This is a genomic window from Spongiactinospora rosea, from assembly GCF_003315795.1.
GTDB classification, from domain to species: Bacteria; Actinomycetota; Actinomycetes; order Streptosporangiales; family Streptosporangiaceae; genus Spongiactinospora; species Spongiactinospora rosea.
The window spans coordinates 76,132-96,828 of sequence record NZ_QMEY01000006.1; the positions used below are offsets into that span (position 1 = coordinate 76,132).

The 20,697-nt window shown below is 73.6% G+C and carries 20 protein-coding genes; 9 read left to right on the top strand and 11 right to left on the bottom strand.

The window, feature by feature from the left end; translation table 11 throughout:
* Positions 1-204 precede the first annotated feature (204 nt).
* Positions 205-1,185: a helix-turn-helix transcriptional regulator gene (locus DP939_RS16535; RefSeq protein WP_113981603.1), complete on the bottom strand. Its 981-nt coding sequence runs from the start codon at positions 1,183-1,185 to the stop codon at positions 205-207.
* A 104-nt stretch (positions 1,186-1,289) separates the two neighbouring features.
* Between DP939_RS16535 and DP939_RS16540 the strand changes: the two genes are divergently transcribed.
* Positions 1,290-2,030 carry a DeoR/GlpR family DNA-binding transcription regulator gene (locus DP939_RS16540; RefSeq protein ID WP_318656289.1) on the top strand — a complete coding sequence of 247 codons (741 nt, stop codon included), beginning with the start codon at positions 1,290-1,292 and terminating at the stop codon, positions 2,028-2,030.
* 18 nt (positions 2,031-2,048) lie between these two features.
* Here DP939_RS16540 and DP939_RS16545 read toward each other — a convergent pair whose 3' ends face one another.
* Entirely contained in the window at positions 2,049-2,813 is a 765-nt protein-coding gene (locus tag DP939_RS16545) for a hypothetical protein (protein ID WP_113981605.1), read from the bottom strand.
* A gap of 140 nt (positions 2,814-2,953) precedes the next feature.
* On the opposite strand from DP939_RS16545, the gene DP939_RS16550 reads away from it, so the two are divergent.
* The 8 genes from DP939_RS16550 to DP939_RS16585 all read left to right on the top strand — a co-directional run bounded on the left by DP939_RS16550 (position 2,954) and on the right by DP939_RS16585 (position 9,940).
* A complete protein-coding gene (locus DP939_RS16550; RefSeq protein WP_113981606.1) occupies positions 2,954-3,958 on the top strand; it encodes an AAA family ATPase in 1,005 nt (334 codons plus the stop codon).
* Positions 3,955-4,926: a DUF58 domain-containing protein gene (locus tag DP939_RS16555; protein ID WP_113981607.1), complete on the top strand. Its 972-nt coding sequence runs from the start codon at positions 3,955-3,957 to the stop codon at positions 4,924-4,926. The genes DP939_RS16550 and DP939_RS16555 overlap by 4 nt, the downstream gene beginning before the upstream one ends.
* Entirely contained in the window at positions 4,923-5,870 is a 948-nt protein-coding gene (locus DP939_RS16560; protein ID WP_113981608.1) for a VWA domain-containing protein, read from the top strand. Before DP939_RS16555 ends, DP939_RS16560 begins: the two co-directional genes overlap by 4 nt.
* Before the next feature lie 46 nt (positions 5,871-5,916).
* Positions 5,917-6,531, top strand: coding sequence for a class I SAM-dependent methyltransferase (locus tag DP939_RS16565; protein ID WP_113981609.1), 615 nt, complete (start codon positions 5,917-5,919; stop codon positions 6,529-6,531).
* Positions 6,528-7,100 carry a TrmH family RNA methyltransferase gene (locus DP939_RS16570; protein ID WP_225878291.1) on the top strand — a complete coding sequence of 191 codons (573 nt, stop codon included), beginning with the start codon at positions 6,528-6,530 and terminating at the stop codon, positions 7,098-7,100. Before DP939_RS16565 ends, DP939_RS16570 begins: the two co-directional genes overlap by 4 nt.
* A gap of 109 nt (positions 7,101-7,209) precedes the next feature.
* Positions 7,210-8,010 (top strand): glycerophosphodiester phosphodiesterase, encoded by an 801-nt coding sequence (locus DP939_RS16575; RefSeq protein ID WP_113981611.1) that lies wholly within the window; start codon positions 7,210-7,212, stop codon positions 8,008-8,010.
* 66 nt (positions 8,011-8,076) lie between these two features.
* Positions 8,077-9,432 carry an MFS transporter gene (locus DP939_RS16580; RefSeq protein WP_113981612.1) on the top strand — a complete coding sequence of 452 codons (1,356 nt, stop codon included), beginning with the start codon at positions 8,077-8,079 and terminating at the stop codon, positions 9,430-9,432.
* A gap of 163 nt (positions 9,433-9,595) precedes the next feature.
* Complete coding sequence (locus DP939_RS16585) at positions 9,596-9,940, top strand: RNA polymerase-binding protein RbpA (protein ID WP_113981613.1); 345 nt, start codon at positions 9,596-9,598, stop codon at positions 9,938-9,940.
* 103 nt (positions 9,941-10,043) lie between these two features.
* Here DP939_RS16585 and DP939_RS16590 read toward each other — a convergent pair whose 3' ends face one another.
* The 9 genes from DP939_RS16590 to DP939_RS16630 form a co-directional block, all read right to left on the bottom strand.
* Entirely contained in the window at positions 10,044-10,871 is an 828-nt protein-coding gene (locus DP939_RS16590) for a MerR family transcriptional regulator (RefSeq protein WP_113981614.1), read from the bottom strand.
* Between the two features lie 36 nt (positions 10,872-10,907).
* Complete coding sequence (locus tag DP939_RS16595) at positions 10,908-11,609, bottom strand: TetR/AcrR family transcriptional regulator (RefSeq protein WP_113981615.1); 702 nt, start codon at positions 11,607-11,609, stop codon at positions 10,908-10,910.
* A gap of 441 nt (positions 11,610-12,050) precedes the next feature.
* Complete coding sequence (locus tag DP939_RS16600) at positions 12,051-12,497, bottom strand: nitroreductase family deazaflavin-dependent oxidoreductase (RefSeq protein WP_113981861.1); 447 nt, start codon at positions 12,495-12,497, stop codon at positions 12,051-12,053.
* Positions 12,498-12,594: 97 nt separating this feature from the next.
* Positions 12,595-13,179 carry an FxsA family protein gene (locus tag DP939_RS16605; protein WP_113981616.1) on the bottom strand — a complete coding sequence of 195 codons (585 nt, stop codon included), beginning with the start codon at positions 13,177-13,179 and terminating at the stop codon, positions 12,595-12,597.
* A 219-nt stretch (positions 13,180-13,398) separates the two neighbouring features.
* Positions 13,399-14,430 carry a MerR family transcriptional regulator gene (locus DP939_RS16610; protein WP_113981617.1) on the bottom strand — a complete coding sequence of 344 codons (1,032 nt, stop codon included), beginning with the start codon at positions 14,428-14,430 and terminating at the stop codon, positions 13,399-13,401.
* Positions 14,431-14,436: 6 nt separating this feature from the next.
* Complete coding sequence (locus tag DP939_RS16615; protein ID WP_113981618.1) at positions 14,437-15,102, bottom strand: HEAT repeat domain-containing protein; 666 nt, start codon at positions 15,100-15,102, stop codon at positions 14,437-14,439.
* Between the two features lie 68 nt (positions 15,103-15,170).
* Positions 15,171-15,914: a polyprenol monophosphomannose synthase gene (locus tag DP939_RS16620; RefSeq protein ID WP_113981619.1), complete on the bottom strand. Its 744-nt coding sequence runs from the start codon at positions 15,912-15,914 to the stop codon at positions 15,171-15,173.
* Complete coding sequence (gene lnt, locus DP939_RS16625; RefSeq protein WP_225878292.1) at positions 15,914-17,764, bottom strand: apolipoprotein N-acyltransferase; 1,851 nt, start codon at positions 17,762-17,764, stop codon at positions 15,914-15,916. Before lnt ends, DP939_RS16620 begins: the two co-directional genes overlap by 1 nt.
* Positions 17,765-18,321: 557 nt before the next feature.
* The gene (locus DP939_RS16630; RefSeq protein WP_113981620.1) at positions 18,322-20,688 is read right to left on the bottom strand and encodes a HelD family protein; all 2,367 of its coding nucleotides are present in this window, start codon (positions 20,686-20,688) and stop codon (positions 18,322-18,324) included.
* Between the last annotated feature and the right edge of the window lie 9 nt (positions 20,689-20,697).

A 20,697-nucleotide genomic window follows, 5' to 3' on the forward strand; every position in this document is an offset into this window, starting at 1 on the left:
ATCAGTACCACGCCGGAGACCTGTTCCAGCCGCCGCCGCACCGCCGGCCGGCCGAGCACCGCCTTGGCCCGGCGCGCAGCGTCTGGCGCAAGATGACCGCCGTGCTCACCCCGGGCGTCATCGGGATCAGAAGACAGGCCCCTGCGAAGGCCGCGAAATGCATTGCGCAATCGTCGCGACGCCCCGGGCACGGCGCAACGGGTTTTACCCGGCGGGCGGGCCGTAGATCGCGGCCATGGCGGCGGCCTCGCGGGCCATCGCCGCGCGTAGTTCCGGCGGGTCCAATACCTCCACCTGCGCGCCCATCCGCAGCAGCACCCACCGTGCGTGGCGGATCGACTCCACCGGCACCACCATGCTCACCCAGCCGTCCGCGTCCGGCGGGTCCGCCCCGGCCAGCGCGGTGTCGACCACTTCGGCGGTCAGGGTGAGCCGCAGCATGTCATACGCGTCGGGCGCGACCCGCAGCCGCGCCTCGGCGGTGTACATCCGTTCGCGAAAGCCGGCGGCCCACTGCTGCCAGTACCGCGCGAGGTCGAAGTCCGCGGGGCGGGTGAACGTGCCGGGCAGTACCTGCGCGGACAGGATGCGGGAGATCCGGTAGGTGCGGACCGTGTCGGCGACGGCCGCCACCAGGTACCAGGTGCCGCCCTTCAGGACCAGGCCGTAGGGGTGCACGACGCGGTCCACCTCGCGCTGGCCCCAGCGGCGGTAGCCGATCCGCAGCGGCCGTTCCTCCCACACCGCCTCCGACACCACGGCCAGGTGCGGCACCTCGTCTGCGCCGCGGTACCAGCCGGGGACCTCCAGGTGGAATCGTTCGCGCATCCGGAAGGCGTGGGAGCGCGGCTCGGGCGGCAGCGCCGCGAGCAGTTTCAGCCCGGCCGCCGAGGCCTCCTCGGCCAGGCCCAGCTCGGCGGCCGGGCCGGGCAGTGCGGCGAGGAACAGCGATGCGGCCTCCTGCGGGCTCAGGCCGTTCAGGCGGGTGCGGTAGCCGTCCAGGAGGCGGTATCCGCCGGCGGGGCCGCGGTCGGCGTACACCGGCACGCCCGCCGCCGACAGGGCCTCCACGTCCCGGTACACCGTGCGTACCGACACCTCCAGCTCGCGGGCGATCTGCGGCGCGGTGACCCGGCCCCTGGTCTGCAGGAGCATCAGCAGTGAGAGCAGGCGGCCGGCGCGCATGAATGCAGTCTGCTGCACCGCGGGCGGGATCACTCGCCAGGGGCCCCGAGTTGCCGATCCAACACGTAGTGTGTTCATATGAACACATGGAAGGTGCCGATCGGGTGCGTGAGATCGTCAACGCGCTGCGCGTCAACGACACCGTCTCGGTCGCGGAGCTGGCGCTGCGGCACCGGGTGTCGGAGATGACGATCCGCCGCGACCTGGACGAGCTGGCCCGTCAGGGCGTCGCCCGCCGGGTCCGCGGCGGGGCGATCAGCCTGCTGCTGCGCGGTGAGGAGCCGCCGTTCCAGGTCCGTGAGCGGGAGGCGGTGGAGGCCAAGCGGCGGATCGCCGCCGAGGTCGCGGCGCTGATCGCCGACGGCGAGGCGGTCCTTCTCGACGGCGGCACCACCGCCCTGGAGGTGGCCAGGGCGCTGCGCGAGCGGCGCCTGACGGTGCTGCCGCTGGCCGTGCAGCCACTGACGGAGCTGGCGGGCGCGCCGCGGGTGCGGCTGGTGGTGCCCGGCGGCGAGGTCCGTCCCGGCGAGCTCGACTTCACCGGCCCGCTCACCGAGCGGTCCATCGCCGCGCTGCGCTTCGACACCGCCGTCATCGGCTGCTGCGGCCTGTCCACCGAGCACGGGCTGACCGCCCATGACCTGCCCGGCGTCGCCGTCAAGCAGGCCGCCATCGCCGCCGCCCGGCGGGTGATCGCCGCCGCCGACTCCGGGAAGTTCGGGCGTACCGCGTTCGGCACGGTGTGCCCGCTCGAGCGGCTGGACGTACTGGTCACCGACGACGGCATCCCGGGGAGCCAGCGTGACGCCCTGACCGCCGCCGGGGTCGCCGTCCGCGTCGTCTGACCCCGCTCGAAGGCCCGCTCAGATGGCCTCTCCGCCGCCGTCCTGGCGTCCCTCCGGCGCGGGCGAGCCGGGGCGCGACTCGCTCGGTGAGGGGGTCGGTGACGGTTCGCGGGGCATCGGCGTCGTCGGCACCGGCGGCGGGGTGGGCACGAACATCGTCGGCGGCAGCGGCCGCATCGGCCGGGCCTGGTCGTCGGCGCGGCCGAACACCAGCCATCCCACCACGAACAGCAGGGCCAGCATCAGCCCCAGCACCGCGCCCGCGGCCAGCACCGCCCGCCGAGTCTCGGTCGGCGGCGGCGCGGGGCGCGGCGGCGCGGGCAGCGCGGGGGCCCGGTCGGAGATCCAGTGCGGCACGAAGTCCGGGCCGTGGCGTTCGCCGATCAGCATGCCGCTGACCAGCACCGGTTCCAGGAACCGCTCGGCGCCGGGCCGCCCGGGCAGGTAGGGCGTGGCCACCCACGGCGCCTCGCCCACGTCCATCGCCACCACGGGCGGGAAGGTGTCCAGCACCGCCGTGCGGCGGCCCGAGCGCCGCGCCACCCAGCCGCGTACCCCGCCGCGCTCGGGCGCGGCCTGGGTGATGGCGGTGACGAACCGATCCCGCGCGGCGGCGTCGAAGGCGGCGCCGCGGGTCAGCAGCGCCACCGACACCGCCCGCCCGTCCGGGGCCTGCGCGAGGTAGACCAGCCCGGCGGGGCCCGCCCGCAGGCGGGCCTGGATCACGAACGGCCCTAGGCTGGGCGGATCGCCGTTCTGCAGCGGACTGGCCACACCAGTCATGAAAGCACACCGCCTCGCGGCACGTTCAACACGCCGTTTGGTGGAATAACAACCGTCATGCAGCTTCTGTGCCCGCGAGCGAAAGGAGAGGCGCACCCCGCCCGGCCCGCCACCGGCCCGGCCCGTGCGCCGCACCGCAGATGACCGTCGCCGAAGAAGTACCCAGCGGTACCGACGCCGAGGTGCTGCGCCAGGCCCTGGCCGAGGTCAGGCGCGTCATCGTCGGCCAGGAGCACATGGTCGAGCGGCTGCTGGTGGCGCTGCTCGCCCGCGGGCACTGCCTGCTGGAGGGAGTGCCGGGGGTGGCCAAGACGCTGGCCGCCTCCACCCTGGCCACCGTGGTGGGCGGCAGCTTCGCCCGGATCCAGTTCACGCCCGACCTGGTGCCCAGCGACATCGTCGGCACCCGCGTCTACCACCCGGCCAGTGAGAGCTTCGACGTCGAACTCGGCCCGGTGTTCGTCAACTTCCTGCTCGCCGACGAGATCAACCGCGCCCCGGCCAAGGTCCAGTCGGCGCTGCTGGAGGTGATGGCCGAACGGCAGGTCACCCTGGCCGGGCGCACCCACCCGCTGCCCCGCCCGTTCATCGTGCTGGCCACCCAGAACCCCATCGAGTCCGAGGGGGTGTACCCGCTGCCGGAGGTGCAGCGCGACCGGTTCCTGTTCCGGGTGCGGGTCGAGCACCCCGACGCCCGTGAGGAGCTGGAGATCCTGCACCGGATGAGCGTCAAGCCGCCCGCCCCGCGGCCCGTGCTGGACCCGGCGCGGCTGGCCGCGCTGCAGGACCTCGCCGAGCAGGTGTCGGTCCACCAGCTCGTCGCCGACTACGTGGTGCGGCTGGTGATGGCCACCCGCGTGCCGGGCGACTACGGCATCGCGGAGATGGCCGACACCATCGAGATCGGCGTCAGCCCCCGCGCCACCCTCGGGCTGGTCGCCGCCGGGCGGGCCCTGGCGCTGCTGCGGGGGCGGGACTACCTGCTGCCCGACGACGTCCGCGATGTCGCGGTGGACGTCATGGGCCACCGGCTGATGCTCACCTTCGACGCCCTCGCCGACGGCGTGGCCCCCGATGACGTCGTGCGCCAGATCCTCACCGCCGTGCCCCCGCCGCTGGTGGTGTGGAACCAGGGCCGGCGATGAGGGCCGCCGAACAGGCGCTGCGCCGCCTGGAGCTGACCATCGTGCGGCGCCTGGACGGCATGCTGCACGGCTCCCACCAGGGGCTCTTGCCCGGCCCCGGCAGCGAGATGGGCGACAGCCGCGTCTACGTCCCCGGCGAGGACGACGTGCGGCGCATGGACTGGGCCGTCACCGCCCGCACCACCGTGCCGCACGTACGCGACCTGATCGCCGACCGGGAGCTGGAGACCTGGGCGCTGGCCGACCTTTCGCCCTCCATGGACTTCGGCACCGCCGCCATGGAGAAACGCGACCTGGTCATCGCGGCCATCGGCGCCGTGGGGTTCCTGGCCGGGCGGATCGGCGACCGGTTCGGCGCGTACGTGCTGCACGAGCGGCATGTGCACCGCATCCCGGCGCGTGCCGGGCGGCCCGCCCTGTACGGGCTGCTGCATTCGCTGATGGACGCCCCCCGCGCCCGGCCGGTGCCCGACCCGGTCACGTTGGCCGAGGGCGTGCAGGTGCTGTCGGCCGCGCGGCGCCGCCGCGGCATGCGGGTGATCGTCTCCGACTTCCTGGAGCAGCGGCCCGTACTGGACCCGGCCGCCGAACGCCCCTGGGAGCGGCCGATCCGCCGGCTGGCCGCCCGCCACCAGGTGCTGGCCGTGGAGGTGATCGACCCGCGCGAGCTGGAACTCCCGCCGGTCGGCGTGCTCACCCTCACCGACCCGGAGACCGGCCGCACCGCCGAGGTGCACCTGACCCGCAAGGTCCGCGAATCCTACGCGCAGGCCGCCGCCGCGCAGCGGGCGGCGACCGCGGCGGCGCTGCGCCGCTGCGGGGTGGCGCACCTGGTGCTGCGCACCGACCGCGACTGGGTGGCCGACATCGCGCAGTTCGTGCTGCGCCAGCGGCGGATGACCCATCTGGCGCACCGCCACCCCGCCGCGGGCGGGCGGAGCGGCGCGGGGAAGGCGGGGGGCGCATGACGTTCCTGTCACCGGGCTGGCTGTGGCTGCTGGCCGCGCTCGTGCCGCTGGCGGCCGGGTACGTGGCGGCGCAGTTCGCCCGCCGCCGCCACGCCGTGCGGTTTTCCAACCTGCCGCTGCTGTCGCTGGTCTCCCCCGCCGCCCCCGGGCGGCGCCGCCACCTGGCACCCGCGCTGTTCCTGCTGATGATGACGCTGCTGGTGCTGGCCGTGGCCCGCCCCGCCGACGCGGTACGCGTGCCGCGCGACCGGGCCACCATCATCATCGCCATGGACATCTCCCTGTCCATGGAGGCCGACGACGTCACCCCTGACCGGATCAGCGCCGCCAAGGACGCCGCCCAGCGGTTCGTGCGCGATCTGCCCGAACGGTTCAACGTCGGCCTGGTGTCCTTCGCCCGCTCGGCGGCGGTGGTGGTCTCCCCCACCACCGACCACCTGGGCGTCATCACCGCCATCGGCAACCTGACCACCCGGGCCGGCACCGCCATCGGCGAGGCCGTGTTCAACTCCCTGGACTCCATCCGCTCCTTCGACCAGCGGGCCGCCACCGACCCGCCGCCGGCGGCGCTGGTACTGCTGTCGGACGGCGACAACACCTCCGGCCGCGCGGTCAGCGAGGCCATCGAGGCGGCCGTGCAGTCCCGGGTACCGGTCTCGACCATCGCCTACGGCACCCAGGAGGGCACCGTGGTGATCGACGGGCGGGCGGTCAACGTACCGGTCAACAAGGCCACCCTGCAGACCCTGTCGGACGGCACCGGCGGGCGGGCCTACGCCGCCGAGTCCGGCACCGAGCTGCGCGAGGTGTACGAGCAGATCGGCACCTCCCTCGGCTACAAGATCGTCCATCAGGAGATCGGGCAGTGGTTCGTGCTGGCGGCGCTGCTGGCCGGGGCGCTGGTGGCGGCGTTCTCGCTGCTGTTCGGCTCGCGCCTGCCCTGAGGCGGCGGGCGGGGGTGGTGCCCGGGGATTGGTAACGTCGGTGCCCGTGGCGCACTACTTCTCCGAGCGGCCCGAAGGGGCCCGGGCGGGCACGGCGAGCGGGTCGGTCACGCTCGTCCTGCCCGATCTGCATCTGCGGCTGGCGACCGGCGGCGGGATGTTCTCCCCCGGCAGGATCGACCCCGGCACGCGGGTGCTGCTGGAGACCGTGCCGCCGCCGCCCGCCACGGGCGACCTGCTGGACCTGGGCTGCGGGTACGGCCCGATCGCGCTGACCATGGCCATGCGTGCGCCGCAGGCGACGGTGTGGGCGGTGGATGTGAACCGGGCGGCGCTGGAGCTGTGTGCGGCGAATGCCACGGCCCACGGCCTTTACAAAGTAAGGTCGGTGCATGCCGACGAGGTGCCGCCCGATGTGCGATTCGCCGCGATCTGGTCAAATCCGGCCATCCGGATCGGCAAGCCCGCCCTGCACGCGATGCTGACCCGCTGGCTGGACCGCCTCGCCCCCGGCGGCACCGCGCACCTGGTGGTGCAGAAACACCTCGGCTCGGACTCCCTGCAGCGATGGCTGGCCGGCCAGGGCCACCCGGCGGAGCGCGTGGCGTCCCGATCGTCGTACCGGATACTGAAAGTGGAGGCCAAGGTGGAGTCCAGGTGAACGGCGGAGTCGCGGCGAACACCCGCAGGCAGTTGCGCCCGACCGACGTCAAACGGCTCAACCGCGCCTGGCGGCGCTCCACCGAGGGCCGGCTGGCGCTGATCCTGGAATCGGTCACCAGCCCGTTCAACATCGGCACCATCTTCCGCACCGCCGCCGCGTTCGGCGTCGAGCGGATCTGGCTGGCGGGCAACGCCACCCCGCCGACCACCCAGAAGGCGCAGAAGACCGCCCTCGGCACCGACCGGCTGGTGGCCTGGGAGGAGCCCGTCGCGGCCGTCACGGCCGTCCAGGCGGCCCGCCAGGACGGTTTCACGGTCGTGGCCGTGGAACTGAGCGGCGACGCCGTACCGCTGCACGAGGCGCCGCTCGGCGGCCCGGTGTGCCTGGCCCTGGGCGGGGAGGACCACGGCTGCTCCCCCGCGCTGCTGGAGGCCGCCGACGCGGCGTGCTACATCCCTCAGGTAGGCCGGGTCGGGTCCTTCAACGTCGGCATCGCCGCCGCCATCGCCATGGCCGAGGCCCGCCGCCGCGAATGGGCCGCCCCACCGGCCGGCGACGGCCCCTGAGACAGCGCTGAGACGGCCCTGGGACCGGCCCCTGAGAGCGGGGCCTTTACGGCGAACGTTCACCTCCCCGGACTGACGCCGGGCCCCCGCACCGGGCATACTCCTGCACGTGCAGCGACGCTTCCCCTTCCTCGACCATCCCGGCCCGCTGGCCTTCGCCCACCGCGGCGGGGCCGATGAGGGCCGGGAGAACACCGTCGCCGCCTTCACCCGCGCGGTGGACCTCGGCTACACCTACCTGGAGACCGACGCCCACGCCACCTCCGACGGGGTGCTGCTCGCCTTCCACGACCACACCCTGGACCGGGTCACCGACCGCACCGGCCGGATCGCCGAACTCCCCTACCGGATGGTGCGCCGGGCCCGCGTCGGCGGCGTCGATGAGATCCCCCTCCTGGAGGACCTGCTCGGCAGCTGGCCGCGGGCCCGGTTCAACATCGACGTCAAGGAGGCCGGCGCGATCGGCCCGCTGGCCGAGGCGATCAAGCGAACCGCCGCCCACGACCGGGTGTGCCTGACCTCCTTCTCCGACGAACGGCTCACCCGCGCCCGCGCCGCCGTCGGCCGCGAGGTGTGCTCGGCGCTGGGCCCGCGCGGGGTGGCCGCGCTGCGCGCCGCCGCCGCCACCTCCGGGTACGGCAGGCTGCTGACCCGCCTGGCCCGCGCCCAGGTGCCGTGCGTGCAGGTCCCGGTCGGGTTTCGCGGGCTGCGCGTCACCACCCGGGCCCTGGTGCGCACCGCGCACGCCCTGGGCATGCAGGTCCACGTGTGGACGATCAACGACCCGGCGCGCATGGAACAACTGCTCGACCTCGGCGTGGACGGCATCATGTCCGACAACATCAGCGGCCTGCGGGAGGTGCTGCGGGCGCGCGGCATGTGGCACCCGCTGACCCCCGCCCCCTCCTGAAGCGCCCCTCTTTTGCCCGAAGCCGATGACCCCGGCCCATCCCCTCCCCGACGTCCAGGAGCATCCATGACGGCCCCCGCCGCCCAGCAGGAGACCCCCGAGGCCCGCAGACGCGAGCAACGCGGCTGGTACTGGTACGACTGGGCGAACTCGGCGTTCCCGACCACCGTGCTGACCGTGTTCCTCGGCCCCTACCTGACCGAGCTGGCCACTACCGCCGCCGCCGGGCGCACCTATGTCGACGTCCTCGGCTTCGACGTGCGCCCCAGCGCCTACTACAGCTTCGTCGTCGGCGTCGCCGCCATCATCCAGATCATCGTGATGCCCGTCGCCGGGGCGCTGGCCGACCACACCGGCCGCAAACGGGAGCTGATGGCGCTGTTCGCCTACCTGGGCGCGGGCGCCACCGGCTGCTTCTGGTTCGTCACGGACGGCGGCTACCTGCTAGGCGGGGTGCTGTTCGTGCTCGGCAACGTGGGATTCGCCGCCGCGTTCGTCATCTACAACTCCTTCCTGCCGGACATCGCCGGGCCCGCCGAACGCGACCGGGTCTCGGCGATGGGCTGGGGATTCGGCTACCTGGGCGGCGGGCTGCTGCTCGCGGTGCACCTCGCGCTGTTCCTCAAGGCCGATGCCCTCGGCCTTTCCGGCGGCACCGCCGCCCGCATCGCGCTGGCCTCGGCCGGGGTGTGGTGGGGCGGGTTCACGATCATCCCGCTGCTGCGGCTGCGCAACCGCCGGGCGCTGGCACAAGGCACCGAGACCGCGCCCCAGGCCGTGGGGCGCAGCTTCCGCCAGCTCGGCCGCACCGTCCGCGAGCTGCGCCGCTACCCGCTGACGCTGGCGTTCCTGGTCGCGTACCTGATCTACAACGACGGCGTGCAGACGGTCATCTCCTTCTCGGCCACCTACGCCGACCAGGAGCTGAAACTGCCCCAGGAGGCCAGGATCGGCGCGATCTTGATGGTGCAGTTCGTGGCGTTCGGCGGGGCGCTGCTGCTGGGGCGGCTGGCCCGCACCTACGGGGCCAAGAAGGTGGTGCTGGTGGCGCTGGTCGGCTGGGTCGCCGTGGTGGCCGTGGCCTACTTCCTGCCGCAGGGCTCGGCGCTGCCGTTCTTCGGGCTCGGGTTCGCCATCGCGATCGTGATGGGCGGCACGCAGGCCCTGTCACGGTCGCTGTACTCCCACGTCATCCCGGCCGGCAAGGAGGCGGAGTACTACAGCCTGTACGAGATCAGCGACAAGGGCTCGACGTTCCTGGGGTCCTTCACGCTCGGCCTGGCCCTGCAGTACACCGGCAGCTACCGGCTGGGGATCTTGTTCCTGATGGTGTTCTTCGTGCTCGGATTCGTGCTGCTGGCCCTGGTCGACCTGCCCAAGGCGATCCGCGCGGCGGGCAACGAGGTGCCCCGGCGGATCTAGCCCGAGGGCCCGGCGGGGAGGGGCGTTGCCCAAGACGGGGAGCTTCGGCGACAAAAAGCGCGATTGGATCACCCCGCGGGTGGGAATCCATCCACGGTATCAAGCGTTGTACGCCAGTGGGAGACAGACCCCTCAAGATGGGGCCCTCAGGAGGCATTGAAACATGGGCGAGCGTGCGCTTCGCGGTACCCGACTCGGCGCGACGAGCTACGAGAACGACCGCAACACCGACCTGGCTCCGCGCCAGGAGGTGTCCTACACCTGCCCGAAGGGCCATCACTTCGACGTACCGCTCGCCGCGGAGGCCGAGATCCCCGCGACGTGGGAGTGCCGAAGCTGCGGCGCGGTCGCGGTCCGCGTTGACGGCGAGCTGCCCCAGGCCAAGAAGATGAAGCCGCCGCGGACCCACTGGGACATGCTGCTGGAGCGGCGCACCATCGAAGACCTCGAAGAGGTCCTGAACGAACGGCTGGCCATCTTGCGCGCGCAGCGCCGCAAGAGCGCCTGACGTCCCCGAAGGCCCCTGTACAAGCGCTGCACGAGCGCCGCACGAGCGCGCGACGCCCCCGGCCCCGCCGGGGGCGTCGCCGTTTTCCCGTACGTGAGCGGGGTCAGCCTTGGTCGATCGGCATCTGGAGTTCGGTCCGCCAGCGCTCCTCAGGCTCCGGGTGGGCCACCAGGTACACCTCGCGGGCCGTGCCGTCGGTGCGGTGGCCGTTGTCCTCGATCCAGGTGGCCAGGGCCTGGTAGCCCTCGCCGATGCCGGCCATCGGGCCGTGATGCGCGTAACAGGCCGCGGCGCCGATCCCGTCCAGGGTCCTGATCTCCAGCGGGCCGGCGGCCTCAGGGTCCGCGTCAGGGGCGATGGGGCAGGCCGCGGTGACGGTCAGCCGGTCCCCCTCGGCGGGCGCGTACGTGGCCATGGCCGGCCCGGCCGGGGCGATCCCGGCCTGTTCCAGCGCCCCGAACAGCTCGCCGAACAGGCCCCCGATGACCGGCGCGACGTCCTCGTGGCCGCCGCTCTCGGCGACCCCGGCGACCAGCGCGACCCGGACCGGCGCGACCGTCTTGACGGTGACGCTCTTCGTGCTCATGGCACCTTCCTTCTCGATCATCCGGAGTCTCGCCTCGATGCGGGCCAGCCGCGCGGTGTCGGCCGCGATCTGCCGGGCCACCTGCGCCTGCCGCAGCCGCAGCATGCCGCGCAGCTCGGCGGTGCCGACGTCGGCGTCGACGATCTTGGCCACCTCGGCGAGGGTGAAACCGAGATCCTTCAGCGCGACCAGCCGGTTGAGCCGCTTCAACTGCCCGGCCTCGTAGTACCGGTAGCCGCTGGAGGGGTCCACGCGCGCCGGACGCAGCAGCCCGATCGCGTCGTAGTGCCGCAGCATCCGGATCGACACCCGGCCCATCGTGGCGAAATCTCCGATGGTGAACATGACGCGATCACGCTCCCGTCTCACACGGTGTGAGGGTCAACTCCCGCCGGGCAGGGCGGCGGCGATGCCGTCGAGGAGGTAGCCCAGGCCGCGTTCGAAGGAGGCGTCCCAGTCGGTGGCGGCCGGATGGCCCTGCCCGGCCAGTACCGGGTAGCGCTCGGCGCGTTCGCGCAGGTGGTCCGCGATGGCCGTATCGGCGGTCCCGGCGCCCTCGCCGGTGCTCTCTCCGGTGCTCTGCCAGGCCGCCTCCATCATGGCCGAGCCGATCACGAAGTGGGACAGGCCGTAGGCGGCGGCGGTCAGGGACTGTCCGGCCAGGCCCGCGCGCGCCAGGGTGGCGTGCAGGTATTCGGTGCGTTCCAGCACGTTGGGGCCCATCAGCGGGCGGCCCAGCAGTGCCGAGGTCCATGGGTGGCGCAGCATCGCGGCCCGCCACTCCCCCATCAGCGCCCGCGTCCGCGCCCGCCATCCACCGGCGTCCCCCTCCGGCAGCCGCGCCTCGCCGAACACCGCGTCCAGCGCGAGGTCCAGCACGTCGTCCTTGGTGGTGACGTGCCAGTACAGAGTGGTGGAGCCGGTGCCCAGCCGCTCGGCCAGCCGGCGCATCGTCAGCCCGGCGACCCCTTCGGCGTCCAGCAGCGCCACCGCCTCGGCGACGATCCGCTCCCGCGTCATCGGCGCCTCACGCACCGGCCGCTCCGGCCGCAGCCACACCCCGCCCGCCTCACGCTTGACCATGCCCGCCAGCTTAGTTGCGGTGCCATCAACGACCGCGCCACGGCCCCAAGCGGAGATCATGGTCCTGTCGATGGGGGCTCGGCGAGCAGTCCGGGACGGTGGAGTACGTCGCCGGGTCGTGGCCGGGGCCGGCGTTCGCGGATTCTGCCGGGGCGGGTCGAGTTGCTTGAGGCGGTTCGCGGGCACCGGCCGCGTACAGGATGCGGCCGATGGCGTTTTCAGGCGACCCTGTGCTGCCGGGCGAGTGCCTTGGGGGCGATCCCCTGGCAGTACGCCTATAGGCCGCCGACGGCTTCGGCGGCGGGGTGTGCGTCGGTCTGCCTGCCGGTGGAGTGCCGCGGATGGATTCGGCCGGCCATTCCTCTCCCGGCCTCCCTCCGCGTGGGCCGGGCGCTGCCCGGCCGTCCCTGCAGGGGCAGGCTCTCGTGGGACCGTCCGGTCCTACGACGGGCTCGGTTCCAGTACGAAGACGGGGATCAGGCGGTCGGTCTCCTCCTGGTATTCCGCGTATGTCGGGTACGCGGCGACCGCGCGCTCCCACCACTCGGCCCTCTCGTCCCCGGTGACCTCACGGGCCGTCATGTCCCGGCAGACGGCGCCGTCCCGGAGTTCCACGTGCGGGTCGGACCTGAGGTTGTAGTACCAGTCCGGATGGCGCGGGAAGCCGCCCTTGGAGGCCACGGCCGCATAGCGTCCCTCGTGCTCCACGCGCATCAGCGGGATCTTGCGAAGCCTGCCGCTCCGCGCACCGCGCGTCGTGAGAATGACAACGGGCAGGCCCGTGTCCCAAAGCGTCGTCCCCCGCGTGCCGCCCGAACTCTCGTACAGCTCGACCTGTTCGCGTATCCACCGAGCCGGACTCGGCCCATAGTCGCCCTCAAGAGGCATGCCGGCCACCCCGCCGTCGCTTGCGGACCCTGCTGCGCGGTCCAAGCCTCTCATGGGACGCGGCTTCGGTACCGCTGATCCGGTCGCCTCGGGGAGGTCAGAAACCGGCGTCGCGGCGGCGTGGGACGGGCGCGTCGCTGGAGGCGTCGGCGGGCTCGTCGTGGATGACCTGGCCGCGGATGACCGTACCGGTCGCGGGGCCGCCGGCGGGCCCGTCGGCCTGCGGGCCTGGCCCGAACGGGGGGCCGAAGGGGCCGCCGCCGAACGGCGAGGCCCCGCCGGGCAGCGGCCCGCCGAACGGCGAGGACTCCGCCAGCCTGCGCATCCTGCGCTCGAACAGCCGCGCCGCGACCCGGCGCACCAGCGGCCGGGTGGGCGGCAGGACGCAGGCCAGGCCGACCACGTCGGAGATGAACCCCGGGAGCAGCAGCAGTGTGCCGCCCGCCACCACGATCGCCGCGTCGGACAGCTCCCGCTCGGGCATCTGCCCGCCGCTCAGCGACTCCTGCAGGGCCCGCCACACCCGGCGGCCCTCCCTGCGCACCAGCCAGGTGCCCACGGCGGCACCGGCCAGCAGCAGACCGGCCGTGGCCCAGCCGCCGATGACCTGCCCGGCCTGGATCAGCACCAAGACCTCCAGGACCGGGACGGCCAAGAAGGCCAGGAGCATCAACAGGCGCATTTCAACCTCAATCACACGGGCAGGCCGGACGGCGTGGTGGCTACACCATGTCCAACGCCCCAGAACGCCCCGGCGTTCCACCCGGCCTCACGATCTCCCACACGCGGGCCCGCAGGATATCGGCAGAGGCGAGCGTGACCGCTCGGTACTCGTACCCGACGCCCGGGCGTCCCACCGACTTCATGGCCCTGCCCCCGGGACCGCGCGATCCCAGCGGGTTCATGGGTCTGTATGAGGGGTCTCCGTCCCTCGTAGCCGCAGGATGTAGGTGGCGGTGAGGGCGACGGTGCGGTCCTCGTCGTGGGACAGGTTCGACAGGGCCTGGGAGGCGGTGGGGCCGGGGATTTCCGCGAGGGCCTGGGTGAGGCGGGCGCGGGCGGGGGGTCGGGTGGATTCGCCGGTGAGGCGGTCGATGAGCAGGGTGGCGATGCGGTCCGCTGGGGCGGAGTGGGTGGCCAGCGTGCCCAGGGCGTCGGCGGCGTCGACGTCGTTCGCCCCCTCGACGATCATGTCGATGAGGGTGCCGATGAGCGCCGAGCCCGCGCCGGTCGCCCCGCGGGCGGCCAGGGCCAGTGCCGCGTGCCTGCGGACCACGACGTCGGGGCTGGTGAGGGCGTCGCGCAGCAGTGCGGCCGCCGTGTCGCCGGGCAGTTCGGCGATGGCCTGGACGGCGCGCTTGCGTACCTCGGCCGCCGGGGCGTGAAGGCCCTTGGCCAGCAGCGCCGCCCCCTCCTCGCCCGAGTGCGCCAGGGCCCAGCGAAGGGCCCCGGCGACGTGCGGGTCGGATTCGCTCAGTGCCGCCTCGGCCAGTGCGTCCACCGGTACCGCGGCCTCGGCGGCCGACAGGGCCGCGCGCTGCCGCCTGCCCGCGTTCTTGGCGTCCAGGCCCTGCAGCAGCGCGACGATCGACAACACCTCCTGCCAGCCCGCGGGTTCGGCCGCGCCGATCCGGCGCAGCCGGGTGAGCAGTTCGGTCTCGGCCGTGATGCGGTCCTGGGCCTGGCGGATGAGGTCATCGACGAGGCGTGCGGGCGCGAAGCCCGGATCGTCCAGGGCGCGCCCGACCTCCCGCAGCGACAGCCCCAGCGACCGCAGGCTCTCGATGTGGAAGATCCGCTGGATGTCCTCGCCGGAGTAGTCGCGGTAGCCGGACTCGGTGCGCCCCGTGGGCCGGACCAGGCCGAGCCGGTCGTAGTGCCGCAGCATGCGGGCGCTGACCCCGGACCGCCGTGCCACATCACCGATCAGCACTGCCCATCACTCCTCCTTGCCGCCGCCCAGGGCGACGACGCGTTTGGCCTCCTCGATCGCGAACTCGAATCCGGCGTCGGGGTCCTCCAGCAGCCGCTGCGTGGCGATCGCGTGCCCGCGTACGCGAGGGTCGGGATCGGTCGTCGCGGCGCGCAGCAGCGGTATGACCACCGTACCGAGCGCGACCAGCGCCCGGCTGAGGCTCAGCCGCGTCTCACGCTCGCCGCGGCCGAGCCGGGTGGCCAGCACCTCGGCGAGCTCGGCTTCCTCGCCCTCGGGCACCAGGGCGGCCGCGGTGCGCCAGGCGGTGCGTGCGACCTCCTCGTCGGCGTCGGTCAGCAGCGCCCGGGTGATCGCCGGCCACGCCCGCCGGTCGCCGATCTTGGACAGGGTGTGCAGCGCCTGACTGCGGGCCTGGGCGCGCTCGGAGCGGAGTTCGGCGATGAGCCCGGGCACGGTCATGGACGCCGGGTGGCGGGTGAGCGCCCAGGTGAGCATGTCGCGTACGTAGAACTCGGGCTCGGTCGCGCTGCGCCGGACGAGTTCGGTGATGAGCCGCGGGTCTGGGTTCGTGCCGGCCGCCAGTGCGGCCCGCAGCCGTGTCGACGGGTCGCCGTCCTGCGCGGCCTGGAAGGCTCGGACGGGGTCGTTGTCGTGTTCGGGCATGGCCATCGGGACCACCTCCTTGACGACAGTGAAAGGCTTGTCACAGTGTCAAGGTCAAGCCGATGGCGGCGAGGTCAGCGGGGGCGGCGCAGGCGGCCGGGCAGGCCGGTGACGCCCCAGACGGTGACCCGCCACAGGGCCTCGGCGATGACCGTGCGGCTCATCTTGCTGGATCCGGCGGTGCGCTCGACGAAGGTGATCGGCACCTCGCTCACCCGCAGCCCGTGCCGCAGCGTGCGCAGGGTCAGGTCGACCTGGAAGCAGTAGCCCTGCGACTCCACGTCGTCCAGGCCGATCTTGCGCAGGGTGGCCGCCCGGTAGGCGCGAAATCCGGCGGTGGCGTCGCGGACCGGCACGCCGAGGCTCATCCGGGTGTAGAGGTTGGCCCCGCGTGACAGGAACTCCCGTGACCAGGGCCAGTTGACGACCTTGCCGCCGGGCACCCAGCGTGAGCCGATGACCAGGTCGGCGCCGTCGGCCAGGACGTGCAGCAGTTTGGGCAGCTCCTCGGGGCGGTGGGAGCCGTCGGCGTCCATCTCCACCAGCACGTCGAAGCCCTCGGCCAGGCCCCAGCGGAACCCGGCGATGTAGGCCGCGCCCAGGCCCTCCTTGCGGGGCCGGTGCAGGACGTGGATGTGGGGGTCGGCCGCGGCGAGGTCGTCGGCGACCTGCCCGGTGCCGTCGGGGCTGGCGTCGTCGGCGACCAGCAGGTGCGCCTCCGGCACGGCCTCGCGCAGCCGCGCGGTGATCATCGGCAGGTTGTCGCGTTCGTTGTAGGTGGGGACGACGACGAGAACCCTGCCAGGGGACTGCTCCATCATCCGCCCTCGTCTCCCATCGGCTCGCTGCTGACCGGGGCGCGCCTGGCGCGCAGGAGGGCCACGCCGACGGCGCAGGCCCCCAGGAGTATCAATGCCCGCTCCGGACCCGGCCCCACCGTCGTGGCGAGGGTGGATTGCGATCGAATCGGGACGGTCACCACCGTCATGTCGGCGACGAGTTCGCCGGTCTTCCAGGCCACCACCCCATCCGGGGTGACATAGGCCGAAATGCCGGTCGTGGCGGCGGTGACCACGGCCCGGTTGTGCTCGACGGCGCGCAGCTTGGACATGGCGAGCTGCTGCGGCGGCAGGTTGCTCTGCGCGTAGGTCGCGTTGTTGGTCTGTACGGCCAGCGGGGTGCCGCCCGCCCTGACGGTGTCGCGCACCACCCGGTCGAAGGCGATTTCGTAGCAGTTGACCGCGCCGATCGTCACCGGCCCCATCCGCAGGTCGCCGTCGCGGGTGCCGGCCACCGACTGGCGGCCCACCAGCCTGGCCCGCTCGAACAGCGCCAGCACGATCTCCTTGAACGGGGTGAACTCCCCGAACGGGACGAGCTGCTGCTTGTCGTAGTAGGCGCCGGGGCCGGTCACCGGGTCCCACACCAGGCTGCGGGTGGCGCGCTCGTGGTCGCCGATCGCCACCACCGCGCCCACCAGGACGGGAACGCCGATGTCCTTGACGGCGGCGTCGATGGAGGCGCGGGCGGAGGCGTCGCGGTAGGGGTCGATGTCGGTGGAGTTCTCCGGCAGCACGACCAGGTCGGGGCGGGGCAGGCGGCCCTCGCGCACGGCGCGGGCCATCTTGTGGATCTGCTCGTTGTGGTTGCGCAGCACCACGGCGCGCACATCGCCCAGTGGGTGCATCCCGCGCCCGGGCACGTTGCCCTGCACGATGCCGATGGTGACCGCCCGGCCCTCATCGGCGGGACGCGGGATCGCGAACGCGCCCATGGCGGGCAACGCCAGTACGCCCGCCAGGGGCGGCGCGAGGGCCCGGGCGAGCCCCGCGCGGGCCGGCCGGGCCCGCAGCGCGGCGACGGCCAGCAGCCCGCCGCACAGCGCCACCACGAAGGTCACCAGCGGCGCCCCGCCGAGGGAGGCGTACCGGGTGAAGGCCGACTCCCCCTGGCTGAAGGCCAGCCGCGACCAGGGGAACCCGCCGAAGGGGAACACCCCGCGCGCCCACTCCACCGCCACCCACAGGGCGGCCGTCCACAGCGGCCACCATGCCAGCCTGCCCACCAGGGCGACGCCCGCGGCGAGCGCGGCGTAGAACAGGCTCTCGATGGCGACCAGGCCGAGCCAGGCGTCCACTCCGACGGTGATGACCCAGGCCATCGACGGCAGCAGGAACGCCGCCCCGCCCAGGTAGCCCAGCCACAGCGCGCGGCGGGTGCGGCAGCCGCGCGCCGGCAGCGCCAGCAGGGCGACGCCCAGCGGCGCGAGGTACCACGCGTCGATCGGGGGAAAGGCCAGGAACAGCAGCACGCCCCCGGCGAGCGCGGCGGCCACCCGGGCGGCGAGCCCCCGCGGCGAAGCGGGCGCCGGCCCCTCGCCACGCGGCCCTGCCCCGGCGGCACGATCACCACCGGAGCCATCGGCCCCGGCCTGCGGGGTGGCGGCCTTTGCCGGATCCGCGACGTGATCAGGCCCGGCCGGTGGGGTGGCCGGCTCTGCGGGCTCCGCTGGGTGATCGAGGTCGGCGGTGGCGGTCCGCGGCGACGGGGTGCGGGCGGCGACGGGGGCATCGCCGGGGCCGGTCGTCCCGGCTCGCGGGGTGGCCGGTGTGGCCGGTCCCTTGGCGTCCGGCGCGGTGGCCGGGACGCCGTCGTTGTCTCGCACCACCGAGGAAGGTCTCCCTGCGAAGGGCCCGAGGCGAAGACCCGAGCATGCCTGTCCCTGCACGCTACCGCACCGGCGGCACCGGACGGGCTCATCGGAGGCGCCCTTGACCTGGGCGAGCCGGGCACGGGCAGGCACGCACACAGGGTGATCCCCGCCGGCAGGCGGGTGCCGCAAGGATCACCCGGCGCGTACGTGACCAGGCACGGAACGGGAAGAGGGCCCGGAAACCCTTCGGACCGGATCCGTCCCGTCGGCGGCGAGCGCGGAATTCCGTTGTCTACTGGGCGTCCGGGCCCGTCCCGGGTCCAACCCCCCGCCCGGATGGGGTGCCCCGACCCGACGGATCACCGGCCCTGCGCCTGGCTGTACGGACGAAGTCACCCTCCGTCACGGGCGCAGGATCCGGCGATGTCGAAGACGGCCAACCGGCCAGTCCCGTGCTGGACTGCGCAGCAAACTACCGACCTCAGCTCAGATGTCAACCGTGCCCCGATCAGCGGGAAAGCCAAGTTTTAGCAGCCTGGACATGTCAAGCCCACCGGGCAACGGCGGCCATGTCATCCAAAGGCGGGGCGGTCCGGCAAGGCCGACAGGACCGCCGGAAGGTCGCCGGTGTGGGCCACGCCGAGCCGCCGGGTGGCGCGCGTCAGCGCGACGTACAGGTCGCTTGCGCCGCGCGGAGACTCGGCCAGGATCGCCGCCGGCTCGGCGACGATCACGGCGTCGAACTCCAGGCCCTTGGCGTCGGCCACGGTCAGCACCGCGGCGGGCGCGTCCAGGGCGTCCGGGCCGGGACCGGCGACCGCGCCGTCCACCGCGGCGGTGACGGCCGCGCCGACCTCGGCGGCCAGCGCGGCGGGGGCGAGCACCGCCAGCCGCCCGCCGGATTCGGCGGCCTCGCGTGCGGCGAGCGCGCCGAGTTCGGTCAGGTCGGCGAGGCGCTGCCGCCACGGCGGGGCGCCGCTCTCGCGTACCGAGCGCGGCGCGTGCAGGCCCGGCCCGATGAGCGTCAAGACGCCCGCGGCGACCGACATCAGCTCGGCGGGGGTGCGGTAGTTGACGCTCAGCGTCTCCACCCGGTGCCGCCCCTGGGTGTAGGGGGCCAGCACCTCGTCCCAGGAGGCGGGGCCGGCGCTGGTGCCGGTCTGGGCGATGTCGCCGACCACGGTCATCGCCTTGGCCGGGCAGCGGCGCATCACCGCCCGCCAGGCCATCGGCGACAGCTCCTGCGCCTCGTCGACGATCACGTAGCCGAACGCCCAGGTGCGGTCGGCGGCGGCCCGCTCGGCGGTGGTCAGGTCGTCGGTCTCCTCGCGGTGGCGGGCGGCGAGGCGTTCGGCGTCCAGGACGTCGGCCATGCCGGTCAGCTCCAGGACCTCCTTGGCGTAGGCGAGCTCGCGGTCCTGTTCCTCGCGGCGGGCGGCCTGCGCGGCGGCGCGTTCCTCCTCGGCCATCCAGGCGCTGGCGCGCAGCACGTGCTCGTCGATGTCGCCGAGGAGTTCGGCGGCCTCATCCAGCAGCGGGACGTCCGATTCGGTCCATTGCCAGCCGTCGCCGGCGCGGGGCGCGGCGCGGGTCAGCAGGGCGCGTTCGGCGGCGGACAGCAGGCCGCCGGCCGCGGCGTCCAGCCGTTCGGCGGAGGTGTAGAGGCCGATCAGGAGCTGCTGGGGGGTGAGGTAGGGCCACAGCCGGTTCAGGGCGGAGCGTACGGCGGGCTCGGTGCGCAGTTCTTCGCGCAGGTCGGCCAGTTCCTCATCGTCGATGACGCCCTTGCCGAGCCGTTTGGCCCACTGCCGGGCCAGCGCGTTGAGCAGGTGGCGGACGAAGACCGCGCGGGCCTGGTTGTGCGGGCGGCGCGAGCGGGCCGCGCGGCTCGCCGCAGCCTCCAGGGTGCGCGGCTCCAGGGTGAGGGTGTGTGCGCCGAGGTCGATGGAGATGGCCTTGCGGGGCACCCGCTGCCGGTCGGCGACCGCGCGGGCGATCACCTTGGCCAGCCTGGCGTCGCCTTTGACGGCGGCGACCGCGTCGGGTTCCTTGGCGGTGGCGCGCAGGCCCGGGTACAGCTCGCCGACGGTGGACAGCAGCACGTCGGTCTCGCCCAGTGAGGGCAGCACCTGCTCGATGTAGCGCAGGAACGTCGGGTTGGGGCCGAGGATCAGCACGCCGCGCCTGGCCAGGCGCTCCCTGTGGGTGTAGAGCAGGTAGGCGGCGCGGTGCAGGGCGACGACGGTCTTGCCGGTGCCCGGGCCGCCCTGCACGACCAGCACGCCGTCCAGGGCCGAGCGGATCACGCGGTCCTGTTCGGCCTGGATCGTGGCGACGATGTCGCGCATCCTGCCGGTGCGGGCGGCGGTGATCGAGGCCAGCAGCGCCGCCTCGCCGTTGAGGGTGGCCACGTCGTCGTCGGTGAGGTTGTCGACGTCGAGCAGGTCGTCGTCGATGCCGACGACCTTGCGGCCGCGGGTCTGCAGGTGCCTGCGGCGGGTGATGCCCATCGGCGCGGCGGGCGTGGCGCGGTAGAACGGCTGGGCGACGGGGGCGCGCCAGTCGATCAGCAGCCGCCGCCGGCCATCGCCGAGGCCGATCCTGCCGATGTAGAGCGAACCCGTGACCTCGCCCTGCTCCTCGCCGGGCACGTCGTCCAGCGCCGGGCTCTCGCCCTCGGCGTGGTCGATCCGGCCGAAGCACAGCGCGTGCTCCACCGCCCACAGGCGGGCCAGCCGCTCGGCGTACATCGTGGCGAAGGTGTCGCGCTCGGAGCGGTTCTGCATGGTTCCGCCGCCGCCTTGCGCGAGCACGCCGTCGAGTTGCCGCCGGGTGTGCTCCCGCAGTGCGTCGAGGCGGTCGTACAGCCTGGTGACGTAGGCTTGCTCCTTGGCAAGCTCGCGTTCACGCGCATCGAGATGGCGGGTCGGTTGTGACATCCCCAATAC

What these genes read in the sequence shown, in the direction of transcription:
- DP939_RS16535 (WP_113981603.1), bottom strand. Translation starts at nt 1,185, where the DNA reads ATGCGCGCCGGCCGCCTGCTCTCACTGCTGATGCTCCTGCAGACCAGG.
- DP939_RS16545 (WP_113981605.1), bottom strand. Translation starts at nt 2,813, where the DNA reads ATGACTGGTGTGGCCAGTCCGCTGCAGAACGGCGATCCGCCCAGCCTA.
- DP939_RS16550 (WP_113981606.1), top strand. Translation starts at nt 2,954, where the DNA reads ATGACCGTCGCCGAAGAAGTACCCAGCGGTACCGACGCCGAGGTGCTG.
- DP939_RS16555 (WP_113981607.1), top strand. Translation starts at nt 3,955, where the DNA reads ATGAGGGCCGCCGAACAGGCGCTGCGCCGCCTGGAGCTGACCATCGTG.
- DP939_RS16560 (WP_113981608.1), top strand. Translation starts at nt 4,923, where the DNA reads ATGACGTTCCTGTCACCGGGCTGGCTGTGGCTGCTGGCCGCGCTCGTG.
- DP939_RS16580 (WP_113981612.1), top strand. Translation starts at nt 8,077, where the DNA reads ATGACGGCCCCCGCCGCCCAGCAGGAGACCCCCGAGGCCCGCAGACGC.
- DP939_RS16585 (WP_113981613.1), top strand. Translation starts at nt 9,596, where the DNA reads ATGGGCGAGCGTGCGCTTCGCGGTACCCGACTCGGCGCGACGAGCTAC.
- DP939_RS16590 (WP_113981614.1), bottom strand. Translation starts at nt 10,871, where the DNA reads ATGTTCACCATCGGAGATTTCGCCACGATGGGCCGGGTGTCGATCCGG.
- DP939_RS16595 (WP_113981615.1), bottom strand. Translation starts at nt 11,609, where the DNA reads ATGGTCAAGCGTGAGGCGGGCGGGGTGTGGCTGCGGCCGGAGCGGCCG.
- DP939_RS16600 (WP_113981861.1), bottom strand. Translation starts at nt 12,497, where the DNA reads ATGCCTCTTGAGGGCGACTATGGGCCGAGTCCGGCTCGGTGGATACGC.
- DP939_RS16605 (WP_113981616.1), bottom strand. Translation starts at nt 13,179, where the DNA reads ATGCGCCTGTTGATGCTCCTGGCCTTCTTGGCCGTCCCGGTCCTGGAG.
- DP939_RS16615 (WP_113981618.1), bottom strand. Translation starts at nt 15,102, where the DNA reads ATGGCCATGCCCGAACACGACAACGACCCCGTCCGAGCCTTCCAGGCC.
- DP939_RS16620 (WP_113981619.1), bottom strand. Translation starts at nt 15,914, where the DNA reads ATGGAGCAGTCCCCTGGCAGGGTTCTCGTCGTCGTCCCCACCTACAAC.
- DP939_RS16630 (WP_113981620.1), bottom strand. Translation starts at nt 20,688, where the DNA reads ATGTCACAACCGACCCGCCATCTCGATGCGCGTGAACGCGAGCTTGCC.